The sequence below is a fragment of the Xenorhabdus eapokensis genome (assembly GCF_001908105.1).
Window position 1 is genome coordinate 120,943 of sequence record NZ_MKGQ01000006.1, and the last position, 13,476, is coordinate 134,418.

The following is a 13,476-nucleotide window of genomic DNA, read 5'->3' on the forward strand; positions in this document are numbered from 1 at the left end:
GAAGATTAAAACGTGAATACACAACAGTTGGCGAAATTAAGAGCTTCAGTGCCTGAAATGAGAAAAGTCAGGCATATCCACTTTGTTGGCATCGGTGGTGCTGGCATGGGTGGTATCGCCGAGGTGTTGGCTAATGAAGGTTATCAGATAAGTGGTTCTGATCTGGCACCCAATTCTGTCACACAGCAATTGATTGCACTGGGTGCAACTATTTATTTTAATCACCGTCCAGAAAATGTGCGGGACGCTAGCGTAGTCGTAGCATCCACGGCTATTTCGGCAGAAAACCCCGAAATTGTGGCTGCACGTGAAGCGAGGATACCCGTTATCCGCCGTGCGGAAATGCTGGCAGAACTGATGCGTTATCGCCACGGTATCGCTATTGCGGGAACGCATGGAAAAACCACGACGACGGCAATGATTGCTGGCATTTATGCACAGGCAGGCCTTGATCCTACATTTGTGAATGGTGGGTTGGTCAAAGCGGCAGGTACACATGCTCGATTAGGTAGCAGCCGCTATCTGATTGCAGAAGCAGATGAAAGTGATGCTTCATTCTTGCACTTGCAGCCCATGATGGCGGTTGTCACCAATATTGAAGCCGACCACATGGATACTTACCAAGGGGACTTTGAAAACTTAAAGCAAACATTCGTTAACTTCCTGCATAACCTGCCATTTTATGGGCGTGCGATTATGTGTATTGACGACCCTGTCGTGAAAGAGCTGATTCCCCGCATTGGGCGTTATATCACGACCTATGGTTTCAGTGCGGAAGCAGACGTCCGTATTACCCATTATGAGCAAAAAGGCGCTCAGGGATTTTTCACTATCAGCCGATTGGATTTGCCGGATTTACATGTCGTGTTAAATGCCCCTGGCCGCCACAATGCGCTGAATGCAACTGCCGCGGTTGCAGTGGCAACAGAAGAAGGCATTGATGATACTGCTATTCTGGCTTCTCTGGCCGAGTTTCAGGGAACTGGACGCCGCTTTGATTTTCTGGGGAATTTTCCGCTTAAACATATCAATGGCAAAGAAGGTAGCGTGATGTTGGTCGATGATTATGGCCATCACCCAACAGAAGTTGATGCCACGATTAAAGCGGCACGAGCGGGTTGGGGGGATAAACGCATTGTCATGGTATTCCAGCCACACCGTTATACAAGAACGCGTGATTTATATGATGATTTTGCCAATGTTCTGAGTCAGGTAGATGTTCTATTAATGTTGGATGTGTATGCCGCAGGTGAAACGCCGATCCCAGGCGCGGATAGCCGTTCTTTATGCCGTACTATCCGCAGTCGTGGCAAGTTGGAGCCGATTTTTGTATCAGAACCTGAACAAGTTTCAATCATCCTGTCACAGGTAATAGAAAACAATGACTTAGTTTTGGTACAGGGTGCCGGTAATATCGGTAAAATAGCGCGCAATTTGGCTGAAACAAAATTGCAGCCATCTTTTTATGAGGGAGGACATCATGGTTGATAAAGTTGCTGTTCTGTTGGGCGGAACTTCCGCTGAACGCGAAGTGTCATTGCAATCAGGACATGCGGTTGTGGCAGGGCTGAAAGAAGCGGGCATTAATGCTTATTCAGTTGATACAAAAGACTTTGATGTGACTAAACTCAAAGAGGAAGGATTCAATAAAGTCTTTATCGCACTGCATGGTCGCGGTGGTGAAGATGGTACGTTGCAAGGTTTGCTGGAATTTTTGCAAATTCCTTATACCGGCAGCGGAGTAATGGCATCTGCCTTGTCAATGGACAAATTGCGCACAAAACAACTCTGGCAGGGAGCAAAACTGCCTATTTCACCTTATGTCGTAATTAATTCTCTAAAATTTGAACAAGTTAATGATTTTCAACTCAAAGAGTATGTTCAAGAATTAGGTTTGCCATTAATGATTAAACCGAATCTGGAAGGCTCCAGTGTAGGGATGACCAAGGTGAATGAATATGCTGAATTGCGTGACGCCTTGGAGCTGGCATTTAAATACGATACTGACGTATTGGTTGAAAAATGGCTGTTTGGCCCTGAATATACCGTCGGATTTTTGGGTGATGAGGCGCTTCCTTCTATCCGTATTCAGGCTTCAAACACCTTTTATGATTACGATGCGAAATATATTTCCAACCAAACGCAATATTTTTGTCCAAGCGGCTTGAGTGCGGAAAGAGAGCAAGAGCTATTAGATATCGCCTTAAAAGCATATAAGGCGCTGGGATGTCATGGTTGGGGGCGAGTCGATATCATGGATGATGGGAATGGTAATTTCTATCTATTGGAAGCGAATACTTCCCCTGGCATGACCAGCCATAGCCTTGTGCCAACCGCTGCGCGTCAGGCTGGATTAAGTTTTTCTCAACTCGTAGCGAGAATTTTGGAGCTGGCTGATTAATATGTCGCAGGCAGCCCGAAATAGCCGGGAGCAGGGGGGGGAAGCGCAGGGATCTCGTCCCAGTAATGGTTACTATCTGGCAGGGATTGCCTTCTTCTTGATGGTAGTCAGTACCATCATATGGGGAGGCTGGATGACGCTGGACTGGATGAAAGATCCTAGCAGATTACCGCTCTCAAAGCTGGTACTGACTGGTGAACGCCATTACACCACAAATGATGATGTAAGGCAGGCTATTTTGTTTCTGGGATCTCCCGGAACATTTATGACTCAGGATGTCAACGTCATTCAGGAAAAGATTGAACAACTGCCGTGGATCCGGCAGGTCACTGTTCGGAAACAATGGCCTGATGAACTTAAAATACATCTGGTAGAATACGTGCCTTATGCGCGCTGGAATGATACCCAATTGTTAGATGCTGAAGGTCGGGTATTTAGCTTACCTATAGAGCGCAGTGCAAATGGGCAGTATCCGATGTTGTATGGACCGGAAGGCAAAGAAGAGGACGCATTGAGTGAATACCACACAATGGCAGCTTTTCTTGAAAAACACCAGATGAAACTTAAGGCAGTGATCATGACAGCGCGTAACTCCTGGCAACTGATATTGGATAACGATATCCGTTTAGAGCTAGGAAATCGAGATAAAATGGAACGAATGAAACGTTTTGTTGAACTTTATCCGGTGTTGTTGAGAAACACTGAAAAACGTGTGGCTTATGTTGACTTACGTTATGACAGTGGTGCTGCGGTAGGTTGGGCTCCTTTATTAACTGATACGCCAGTTTTAATGAACGGGCAAGAAAAAAAACAGTGACTGGTAATAATACAGAAACAGGCAGAATAACGATGATCAAATCAACGGACAGAAAATTGGTAGTTGGCCTTGAAATTGGTACAGCAAAGGTGTCTGCCTTGGTTGGTGAAATTCTGCCCGATGGTATGGTCAATATTATCGGCGTAGGAAGTTGCCCATCCCGCGGCATGGACAAAGGCGGTGTCAACGATCTTGAATCGGTTGTCAAGTGCGTACAGCGTGCTATTGATCAGGCTGAACTCATGGCGGATTGCCAGATATCTTCAGTTTATCTGGCACTTTCCGGCAAGCATATCAGTTGCCAAAACGAAATTGGCATGGTGCCGGTTTCGGAAGAAGAAGTCACTCAGGATGATGTGGACAGTGTTGTCCATACCGCTAAGTCAGTTCGTGTTCGTGATGAACACCGTATTTTGCATGTGATCCCACAGGAATACGCGATTGACTATCAGGAAGGGATCAAAAATCCGGTTGGACTCTCTGGCGTGCGTATGCAGGCGAAAGTCCACTTGATTACCTGCCATAACGACATGGCGAAAAACATCGTAAAAGCTGTAGAACGTTGTGGGTTGAAAGTTGATCAACTTATTTTTGCAGGACTGGCAGCAAGTTATGCTGTGTTAACAGAAGATGAACGTGAATTGGGGGTCTGTGTCGTTGACATCGGCGGCGGGACGATGGATATCGCTGTATATACTGGCGGTGCATTGCGCCATACCAAGGTGATTCCTTATGCAGGCAATGTGGTGACCAGTGATATCGCCTATGCGTTTGGTACTCCTCCAAGTGATGCTGAAACCATCAAGGTTCGTCATGGTTGCGCATTGGGTTCGATAGTGAGCAAGGATGAGAGTGTCGAAGTCCCAAGTGTGGGAGGACGCCCTCCTCGTAGCTTGCAGCGTCAAACATTGGCTGAAGTGATCGAACCCCGTTATACCGAGCTGCTGAATTTAGTGAACGATGAAATTTTGCGATTGCAGGAGCAATTGCGGCAGCAGGGAGTAAAACACCACCTGGCGGCAGGGATTGTCCTGACAGGAGGAGGCGCCCAGATTGATGGTCTGGCCGAGTGTGCTCAGCGGGTGTTTCATACCCAGGTTCGCATTGGCCACCCCCTGAACATCACTGGATTGACAGATTATGTGCAGGAGCCTTGCTACTCAACTGCTGTTGGACTTCTGCATTATGGCAAAGAATCCCACCTTGGGGGAGATTCTGATGCCGATAAAAGAACGTCAGTAAGTGGCTGGTTTAAGAAAGTCAGCACCTGGCTGAAAAGAGAATTTTGATTTTTTATACAGAGGCCATAACAATGTTGCCGGCCTCGATATAAAGGCACAAAACGGAGAGAAATTATGTTTGAACCACTGGAATTAACCAACGACGCGGTGATTAAAGTCATCGGCGTCGGCGGCGGCGGCGGTAATGCTGTGGAGCACATGGTGCGTGAGCGTATTGAAGGCGTTGACTTCTTTGCGGTTAACACGGACGCTCAAGCACTGCGTAAGACGGCTGTTGGTCAGACTATCCAGATTGGCAACGGCATTACGAAAGGATTAGGCGCTGGTGCGAACCCTGAGGTTGGTCGTACTGCTGCGGAAGAAGACCGCGAATCACTGCGTACTGCACTGGAAGGCGCAGATATGGTGTTTATTGCCGCTGGTATGGGTGGTGGCACAGGAACGGGAGCCGCACCTGTTGTGGCTGAAATTGCCAAAGAACTTGGCATCTTGACCGTTGCCGTTGTCACTAAGCCATTTAATTTCGAAGGCAAAAAACGTATGGCCTTCGCGGAACAAGGGATCACTGAACTGTCCAAGCATGTGGACTCACTGATCACTATTCCAAATGACAAGTTACTGAAAGTCCTGGGACGAGGCATTTCCCTGTTGGATGCATTCGGTGCAGCCAATGATGTTCTGAAAGGTGCGGTTCAGGGTATTGCTGAACTGATTACTCGCCCAGGTCTGATGAACGTTGACTTCGCTGACGTTCGTACCGTGATGTCGGAAATGGGTTACGCCATGATGGGATCAGGTATTGCACAAGGTGAAGATCGGGCGGAAGAAGCCGCAGAGATGGCTATCTCCAGCCCATTGCTGGAAGATATTGATCTTTCTGGCGCACGTGGCGTTCTGGTCAACATTACAGCGGGCTTCGACCTGCGTTTGGATGAATTTGAAACAGTCGGTAACACAATCCGTGCATTTGCTTCGGATAATGCAACGGTGGTTATCGGTACATCACTGGATCCAGATATGAATGATGAGCTGCGTGTAACCGTTGTAGCAACAGGTATTGGTATGGACAAACGTCCAGAAATCACCCTGGTGACCAATAACAAGGCTCCGCAGACAAACGCGATGGAGCGCCGTTACCAGCAAATCTCTGGTGGAATCTCTTCATTGCCCGATGAGAATAAGACGGTAGCAAAAGTCGTTAATGACCAAAATGCGCATACGAGTAAAGAGCCTGATTATCTGGATATTCCTGCATTTTTGCGTAAGCAGGCTGACTGATTGCTAAAAAATTGGCTTCTCCGCTTTTTGTGTTAAACTATCCTGCCAGTCATACATTATAGTGATTGGCGGGATAAGTAACATTGCGAGATATAAACGATGATCAAACAAAGGACACTAAAACGTATTGTTCAAGCGACCGGCGTCGGTTTGCACACCGGTAAAAAAGTCACGCTGACAATGCGTCCAGCGCCGGCTAATACCGGGGTCATCTATCGTCGTACTGACTTGAATCCTCCGGTTGATTTTCCGGCAGATGCCAAATCTGTGCGTGATACTATGCTCTGTACTTGTCTGGTGAATGAGCATAATGTGCGTATTTCAACAGTTGAGCATTTGAACGCAGCGCTGGCAGGTTTAGGGATCGACAATATTGTTATTGAAGTCAATGCACCAGAGATCCCGATTATGGATGGCAGCGCTAGCCCGTTTATTTTCCTGTTATTGGATGCGGGTATTGAAGAGCTGAATGTAGCGAAGAAATTCGTGCGAATGAAAGAAAGTGTTCGTGTGGAAGACGGTGATAAATGGGCGGAATTAGCGCCATATCATGGTTTCAGTCTGGATTTTACCATCGACTTTAATCATCCGGCGATTGATGCGAGTACACAGCGCTATAGCCTCGATTTCTCTGCGGATTCGTTTGTTCGCCAAATTAGTCGTGCGCGTACATTCGGATTTATGCGCGATATTGAGTACTTACAATCTAAAGGTTTATGCCTCGGTGGCAGCTTTGATTGTGCGATTGTGGTTGATGACTACCGCGTGCTCAATGAAGATGGTTTGCGTTTTGAAGATGAGTTCGTCCGCCATAAAATGTTAGATGCCATCGGCGATCTGTTTATGTGTGGATATAATATCATTGGTGCCTTTACTGCGTTTAAATCAGGTCACGCATTAAACAACAAACTACTGCAAACTGTTTTAGCACAGGAAAGCGCTTGGGAGTTTGTCACATTTGAAGATGAAGCAGAAATGCCATTGGCTTTCCGCGCTCCATCGCTGGTGTTGGCATAATGTCTGACATGTGTATTGATAAAGAATGTTGAGAACATTCCTATGATGCACCAATGGGTTATGCTATCTGTCACGCTTCTTTCGCTGATGTTTTTTATTCAGCGCTAACGCTTCTTCTTGGCTGTACTGGTATCCTCTCCGGCCAGCGCAGCCAACCGTTCCAATTTCCTTTTTAATTTTTCCGGACTGTTTTCAGCCAATATCATTAATGTTTTTGCACTTGCATGAGTGAGCTGGCGCTTTGGTAATTCCTGATTATCATTACTGAATACTTTTGTTGATAATTTTGAGAACCCTTGTTCATTATTATCACACTTAACCATTAATGATGGGTTAATCCTGATGTCGATTGAGGATAAAGATGGTAGAATTTCGCTCCTCAATGTAGACAATAAGACAGGAATTTCATAACGCAGCCGAGTCATCCAACTGGCATTTCCTGCTTCCAGTACCAGAATTTGTTTGCGATAATTGGCAACCCTGCACCACGGGTGCAATTGTGCAGGAAGCAAACTGAGAACGGCTCGGTTGAGTTTCAATAATGCGATTGCATGTTGTTGAATGAGTTGAAGTGGGCTTTTTCCGACAGTTGCCGCGTCTTCAAACAGCTTATCCAGTGATTGTGGGCGGCTATCTCGCATAATAGGGGCAGTTCCAGTATTTATTAATGAAGGATTAATGAGTATTTTAAATCTTTGGCGACAATTTGGTAGGCGTTATTTTTGGTCTCACCTTTTACTGGGCATAGTTGCGACAGGAATTGGTGTTCCTACTGTTTTCGCTGGAGTGGCAGAAGGCTTGCATCATACAAATGCTTCATCTGCCCAAGGCTGCCGCCATCAAACACTTTCCTCTTTTGAGCACCTATTTAAATTACATTTACTTCAATTAAAAAGTGTTCAGCGTCAACCAGCTAATTATTTAAATTACTGGCAGCAACATGCCGTCCGTAATGTGATCCGCCAACTTTCTTTTGCTTTTTCGGTTGTTGAGCCCGTCAAGTACGAAGAAGCAAAAGAAAGTACCCGGATTTCTTCTCCATCTATGCAACGACTTATGCTGGATACGTTGCATGCTATGTTGACACAATCACCTGCCCCATTTGAAATTATCTCAAATGTTGCGATGGCAGATGTGGTGCTTCCTGATACCCATACTCCAGCTCTCTGGGTCGCTAAAATACAGGGAATTAGAGCAGGGCCAACGCTCAATCATCTATTTTTGCTTTAATACTACTGTCTTATTTCAATCTAAGTGTAATAAGACAATTTTTAATAAAATGATTGATTGGCTACAACAATAGCCCTATCTGAGATGTACTAATTATGCTGATTAAATTACTGACAAAGATTTTTGGTAGCCGTAATGATCGTACCTTGCGCCGTTTGCGCAAAGTGGTTGATGAAATCAACTGTATGGAGCCGGACTGTGAAAAACTCTCTGATGAAGAACTGAAAGCGAAAACAGAACAATTTCGTGCCCGTTTAAAAGAGGGTGAATCACTGGATAAAATTTTGCCAGAAGCGTTCGCTACGGTGCGTGAAGCCAGTAAACGTGTATTTGGTATGCGCCACTTTGATGTACAGTTGTTAGGTGGCATGGTCTTGAATGAACGCTGCATAGCAGAGATGCGTACTGGTGAAGGTAAGACATTAACCGCAACATTACCAGCTTATCTGAATGCCCTTAGTGGCAAAGGCGTTCATATTGTGACCGTGAACGATTATCTGGCACAGCGCGATGCTGAAAATAACCGCCCACTGTTTGAATTTCTTGGTTTGAGTGTCGGCATTAACTTACCGGGTATGCCAGCGCCGGCAAAACGTGAAGCTTATGCTGCGGATATCACTTACGGTACTAACAATGAGTTTGGCTTTGACTATTTGCGTGACAATATGGCATTTAGTCCAGAAGAGCGAGTCCAACGCAAATTACACTATGCGTTGGTGGACGAAGTTGACTCGATTCTGATTGACGAAGCTCGTACCCCACTGATTATTTCAGGACCTGCGGAAGACAGCTCTGAGCTTTATATCAAAGTAGATAAGCTGATCCCGAAACTGGTTCGTCAGGAAAAAGAGGATTCAGATACCTTCCAAGGGGAAGGACATTTCTCTGTTGATGAAAAAACCCGTCAAGTCAACCTGACAGAGCGTGGCCTGGTATTAATTGAAGAGTTATTGGTGGATGCCAAATTGATGGATGAAGGCGAATCCTTATATTCACCGACCAATATCATGCTGATGCACCATGTGACAGCCGCTCTGCGCGCTCATGCCCTGTTTACCCGTGATGTTGACTATATCGTTAAAGAAGGCGAGGTCATCATCGTTGATGAACATACCGGTCGTACTATGCAAGGACGTCGTTGGTCTGATGGCTTGCACCAGGCTGTGGAAGCGAAAGAAAGTGTCGAGATTCAGAATGAAAACCAGACGCTGGCTTCAATCACATTCCAGAACTATTTCCGTATATACGAAAAATTGGCAGGGATGACAGGAACCGCCGATACAGAAGCCTTTGAATTCAGATCCATTTATAAACTAGATACCATTGTCATTCCAACTAATCGCCCAATGGTTCGTCAGGATCTCTCGGATCTGGTCTATATGACAGAAGCGGAAAAAATTGAGGCGATCATTGAAGACATCAGAGCGCGGACAAGCAGTGGTCAGCCTGTTTTAGTGGGGACAATCTCAATTGAGAAATCGGAATTGGTGTCTAACGCATTAACGAAAGCGGGCATTGTACATAACGTCTTGAACGCAAAATTCCATGCAATGGAAGCTGACATCATCGCGCAGGCGGGTCAGGCTGGAACCGTGACGATTGCAACCAACATGGCGGGACGTGGTACAGATATCATGTTGGGAGGAAGTTGGCAGGCGGACATCGCTAAATTGGAAGCGCCAACTGAAGCACAAATCGAGAAAATCAAGGCAGAATGGCAAGAGCGCCATGATGCGGTATTGGCCGCAGGTGGCTTACATATTGTCGGTACAGAACGTCATGAATCACGCCGTATTGATAACCAATTACGTGGTCGTGCGGGACGTCAGGGTGATGCGGGTTCTTCACGTTTCTACCTCTCAATGGAAGACTCCTTGATGCGTATTTTTGCTTCCGATCGAGTGACCGGCATGATGCGTAAACTTGGTATGCAGCCAGGGGAAGCCATTGAGCACCCATGGGTGACTAAAGCGATTGCGAATGCTCAGCGTAAAGTTGAGAGCCGTAACTTTGATATCCGTAAGCAGTTGTTGGAATATGATGATGTTGCCAACGATCAGCGCCGGGCAATTTATGCTCAACGTAACGACTTGCTTGATGTGAGTGATGTTAGCGAAACCATCACCAGCATCCGCGAAGATGTCTTTAAGACAACAATTGATGCTTACATTCCACCGCAATCACTGGAAGAAATGTGGGATGTTGAAGGGTTGCAAGAACGTTTAAGCAACGATTTCGATTTGAACCTGCCAGTTAAAGAGTGGTTGGATAAAGAGCCTGAATTGCACGAAGAAACATTACGTGAACGTATTCTTGAGAAGGCGATAGAAGTTTATAAGCAAAAAGAAGAAATTGTCGGTGCAGAAATGATGCGTAACTTTGAAAAAGGCATCATGCTGCAAACCCTGGATACATTGTGGAAAGAGCATCTGGCCGCGATGGATTACCTACGCCAAGGTATTCACTTGCGTGGTTACGCCCAGAAAGATCCAAAACAAGAGTACAAACGCGAATCTTTTGCCATGTTTGCCAATATGCTGGAATCACTGAAATATGAAGTGATCAGTACCTTGAGCAAAGTGCAGGTTAGAATGCCGGAAGAAGTTGAGGCGCTTGAACAGCAGCGTCGTGAGGAAGCTGAGCGTTTGGCAAGACAACAACATTTGAGCCATGAAGTTGAACAAGGCGCGTTGATGTCAAAAGCCGAGGCCCAAGTGGCAACGGGGGAGCGTAAAGTTGGACGCAATGATCCTTGCCCATGTGGTTCTGGTAAAAAATATAAGCATTGCCACGGTCGCTTATAAGTAGATTGAGTTTATAAGCAAAAAAACCGTGCCAGTGGGAAATTACCATTGGCACGGGTTAATTTAACGAAAACCCTTAGATCTTATCTTTTAAGATATAGATTTGAGGGTTTTGTCATAATATGAGTTCCTGCATATTGCCTACATTTTCAATGAATTTATCGTCGTGGGAAATAAGTACCATCGCCCCCGTATAACCATGTAGTGCTTTTTGCAACAGTTCGCGTGATTCAATATCCAGATGGTTATCGGGTTCATCCAATAACAACAGGGCAGGAGCATATGGCCCACAAAACAGGCAAGCCAGCGCGACTTTAAGTTGTTCTCCGCCACTGAGATAACCGACAGGTTTCAAGGCTTCCTCACCGCGAATACGCAATTGTGCCAACCGAGTACGGTAACGATCTTCTGTCCAGCCTGGTGACTGTAATTGAAAGTTATGCAATGCAGATTGGTTTTTATCAAGGAATGAAAAATGTTGATCCATCAGACTGTGTGAAGGAGTGATACGACAGATACCCTGTTTCGGAACCAGTGAACCCGTCATTACCTTTAATAAGGTGGATTTTCCGCTGCCATTTTTACCTGTGATAGCGATCCGATCGCCATTATTGACGGTTAAACTGATGGGAGTGCCGGAGCCGAAGGGCAGAATGACATCCTGAAGATAAAGTAACGGAGAAGTTGCTGTTTGTGGAGTCGCAACAGTGATTGACAGCGGATCGATAATTTCGAGTTTTGCTCTGGCTTCTGTGACTAATGAAGAGCTGCGTTGCAATCGCTCTTCATTCTGTTTTGCTATCCGTGATAATGTTGCTTCTGAGCGTCCTAATGCGTGATCAAGAAGGATTGTAGCCTGATTGGCATTTTCCCGCCGTTGCTTCCCCTGACTTTGCCTTTTGCTAGCCAGCTCATGATCTTTTTGTTTATCACGTAAGGCTTTTTTTAGATTTTTTCTGGTTTGATCCACTTCACGTTGAACACCTAGCCGTAGTTGTTCTTTACTTTCTAACCAGGTTTCCCATCCACCAATACTGCGGGATAACCCTAATCCGTTGAGTTCGTAAATAACCGATACATGCTGTAATAGTTGGGTATCATGGGTAACCAGTAAAATGCCGCCCGCAAAATCACTTAGCCATTGAACCAGCCACAGGCGGCCTTGTCGGTCAAGGTGATTGCTTGGTTCATCCAGAATCATAAAACCTGCGCCTTGACGTTTCAGTGCCAACAACCTGATCCGTGTTTGTTCTCCGCCGCTCAAGGAATTAAAAGGTTGATTTAATATGTTTGGGTTGAGTTCACCTTCTGCCAATAAAGACTCAGTTTGAAATTGCCAATCCCAGTTTCCTTCCATAGCATCAAAATCTGCTTCGTCACCCACTCCCGCCAGAACACGTTCATTGGCTCTCATGATTTTGGTTAATCCCAGCAGATCAGCGGTATGACCGGCAAAAGGTGTTAGGCCTTGTGACAAATAACCCACCTCACAAAAATGTCTTACACTGCCTTCTGTGGGAAGGATCTGCTGTGCCAATATTGATGCCAGCCAGGATTTACCAATACCATTGCGTCCAACTAACGCATGTTGTTCTGCATTTAAAAATATATTGATATCAGAAAACAGAGGTGTTGTTTCACCAGAGAATTGATAGGCGATTTGCCGTGCTTCGATCAATGATTGAACATCATTTAGCATAAACCGTGCTTCCTTAATTCTTAAAATAGTCATTTCAATCTATTTGCCAATTAATTTCTGCCACTGTTTACAGCTTGTTTTCACATGATTTGTTTTTTCCTGAGAGGTAATTGGTAATAAAAAGCGATTACACTTTGCATGAAATACAAATTTGCGGCTTAAACTCATTCTAATGTAATCTGCAAGAGATAGTTAGTTAAGTTGAATAATACACTGTAAGAAAATGATTATGGAAAAAAAACATCTGCATATTGCAGCAGGCATCATTAAAAATAGCAATAATGAAATTTTTATTACTCAGCGTAGGGCTGATTCACATATGGGCGGCTTTTGGGAGTTCCCAGGGGGGAAACTTGAACAGGGAGAAACATCTGAACAAGCATTGATTAGAGAATTAAAGGAAGAAGTTGGGATCACGGTAACGCATTGTGAATTAATTGACACCATCAAACATGATTTTCCTGATAGAAGCATCATTCTTGATTTTTTTCTGGTCGATGAATGGGAAAACGAGCCGTTTGGTAAAGAAGGGCAACCTTCCCGTTGGGTTTTACAATCAGAATTAATTGCTGATGAATTTCCTCCGGCGAATCGTAGTATTGTCAGCTTTCTAACCCAACATGGTTCTTGATAAAGAATTTTTAATAAATTAGGGTAGGGCGTGTTGACGTTTTGTGAGGGGAATTTGAACAGCATGATGATCTGGTATCATTGTCTTCGCGAAAAAACCATTACTCCAGCTCATCATGCCAAGAACAATGTTATCAAAATCTTTATGGAATACGCTAGCTGTATTGATGCAACAACATGGATTCATTTACTACAAAGAAGAACATTACCTAACTTTCGAAGGGATACTTTATCGAATGAGAACGGGATGTCCGTGGCGAGATTTACCCGAGGAATTCGGAAAATGGAATACCCTTTTTAAGCGTTTCAATGCCTGGTCAAAAAAAGGGGTTTTTGAGCTATTATTCAAATTGTTATCT

12 protein-coding genes are annotated in these 13,476 nt (G+C 45.0%); 10 read left to right on the top strand and 2 right to left on the bottom strand.

Annotated features, from left to right (window positions below; all coding sequences use genetic code 11):
* Window positions 1–12 precede the first annotated feature (12 nt).
* From murC to lpxC, 6 genes are all read left to right on the top strand, one after another.
* A complete protein-coding gene (murC, locus tag Xedl_RS41160; protein WP_074023005.1) occupies window positions 13–1,488 on the top strand; it encodes a UDP-N-acetylmuramate--L-alanine ligase in 1,476 nt (491 codons plus the stop codon).
* Entirely contained in the window at window positions 1,481–2,401 is a 921-nt protein-coding gene (locus tag Xedl_RS41165; RefSeq protein ID WP_074023006.1) for a D-alanine--D-alanine ligase, read from the top strand. The genes murC and Xedl_RS41165 overlap by 8 nt, the downstream gene beginning before the upstream one ends.
* Window position 2,402: 1 nt before the next feature.
* The gene (gene ftsQ / locus Xedl_RS41170; RefSeq protein WP_074023007.1) at window positions 2,403–3,218 is read left to right on the top strand and encodes a cell division protein FtsQ; all 816 of its coding nucleotides are present in this window, start codon (window positions 2,403–2,405) and stop codon (window positions 3,216–3,218) included.
* A gap of 32 nt (window positions 3,219–3,250) precedes the next feature.
* Complete coding sequence (gene ftsA / locus Xedl_RS41175) at window positions 3,251–4,507, top strand: cell division protein FtsA (protein WP_074023066.1); 1,257 nt, start codon at window positions 3,251–3,253, stop codon at window positions 4,505–4,507.
* Window positions 4,508–4,573: 66 nt separating this feature from the next.
* Window positions 4,574–5,737 carry a cell division protein FtsZ gene (gene ftsZ / locus Xedl_RS41180; RefSeq protein WP_074023008.1) on the top strand — a complete coding sequence of 388 codons (1,164 nt, stop codon included), beginning with the start codon at window positions 4,574–4,576 and terminating at the stop codon, window positions 5,735–5,737.
* A gap of 99 nt (window positions 5,738–5,836) precedes the next feature.
* Window positions 5,837–6,754, top strand: a complete 918-nt coding sequence (gene lpxC, locus Xedl_RS41185; RefSeq protein ID WP_074023009.1) for a UDP-3-O-acyl-N-acetylglucosamine deacetylase — start codon at window positions 5,837–5,839, stop codon at window positions 6,752–6,754.
* A gap of 104 nt (window positions 6,755–6,858) precedes the next feature.
* On the opposite strand, the gene Xedl_RS41190 is transcribed toward lpxC, so the two are convergent.
* The gene (locus Xedl_RS41190; protein ID WP_074023010.1) at window positions 6,859–7,395 is read right to left on the bottom strand and encodes a DUF721 domain-containing protein; all 537 of its coding nucleotides are present in this window, start codon (window positions 7,393–7,395) and stop codon (window positions 6,859–6,861) included.
* A gap of 37 nt (window positions 7,396–7,432) precedes the next feature.
* Here Xedl_RS41190 and secM point away from each other — a divergent pair, with 37 nt between their 5' ends.
* Entirely contained in the window at window positions 7,433–7,984 is a 552-nt protein-coding gene (secM, locus tag Xedl_RS41195) for a secA translation cis-regulator SecM (protein ID WP_074023011.1), read from the top strand.
* Between the two features lie 95 nt (window positions 7,985–8,079).
* Window positions 8,080–10,788, top strand: a complete 2,709-nt coding sequence (gene secA / locus Xedl_RS41200) for a preprotein translocase subunit SecA (RefSeq protein ID WP_074023012.1) — start codon at window positions 8,080–8,082, stop codon at window positions 10,786–10,788.
* Between the two features lie 115 nt (window positions 10,789–10,903).
* Here secA and Xedl_RS41205 read toward each other — a convergent pair whose 3' ends face one another.
* On the bottom strand, window positions 10,904–12,487 hold the full coding sequence (locus Xedl_RS41205; protein ID WP_074023013.1) for an ATP-binding cassette domain-containing protein: 1,584 nt from the start codon (window positions 12,485–12,487) through the stop codon (window positions 10,904–10,906).
* Between the two features lie 229 nt (window positions 12,488–12,716).
* Between Xedl_RS41205 and mutT the strand changes: the two genes are divergently transcribed.
* Window positions 12,717–13,118 (top strand): 8-oxo-dGTP diphosphatase MutT, encoded by a 402-nt coding sequence (gene mutT / locus Xedl_RS41210; protein WP_074023014.1) that lies wholly within the window; start codon window positions 12,717–12,719, stop codon window positions 13,116–13,118.
* 115 nt (window positions 13,119–13,233) lie between these two features.
* A partial coding sequence (locus tag Xedl_RS41215) for a transposase (protein ID WP_143187396.1) occupies window positions 13,234–13,476 on the top strand: 243 nt, incomplete at its 3' end.

What these genes read in the sequence shown, in the direction of transcription:
- ftsQ (WP_074023007.1), top strand. Translation starts at nt 2,403, where the DNA reads ATGTCGCAGGCAGCCCGAAATAGCCGGGAGCAGGGGGGGGAAGCGCAG.
- Xedl_RS41205 (WP_074023013.1), bottom strand. Translation starts at nt 12,487, where the DNA reads ATGCTAAATGATGTTCAATCATTGATCGAAGCACGGCAAATCGCCTAT.
- secA (WP_074023012.1), top strand. Translation starts at nt 8,080, where the DNA reads ATGCTGATTAAATTACTGACAAAGATTTTTGGTAGCCGTAATGATCGT.
- ftsZ (WP_074023008.1), top strand. Translation starts at nt 4,574, where the DNA reads ATGTTTGAACCACTGGAATTAACCAACGACGCGGTGATTAAAGTCATC.
- lpxC (WP_074023009.1), top strand. Translation starts at nt 5,837, where the DNA reads ATGATCAAACAAAGGACACTAAAACGTATTGTTCAAGCGACCGGCGTC.
- ftsA (WP_074023066.1), top strand. Translation starts at nt 3,251, where the DNA reads ATGATCAAATCAACGGACAGAAAATTGGTAGTTGGCCTTGAAATTGGT.
- mutT (WP_074023014.1), top strand. Translation starts at nt 12,717, where the DNA reads ATGGAAAAAAAACATCTGCATATTGCAGCAGGCATCATTAAAAATAGC.
- Xedl_RS41190 (WP_074023010.1), bottom strand. Translation starts at nt 7,395, where the DNA reads ATGCGAGATAGCCGCCCACAATCACTGGATAAGCTGTTTGAAGACGCG.
- secM (WP_074023011.1), top strand. Translation starts at nt 7,433, where the DNA reads ATGAGTATTTTAAATCTTTGGCGACAATTTGGTAGGCGTTATTTTTGG.
- Xedl_RS41165 (WP_074023006.1), top strand. Translation starts at nt 1,481, where the DNA reads ATGGTTGATAAAGTTGCTGTTCTGTTGGGCGGAACTTCCGCTGAACGC.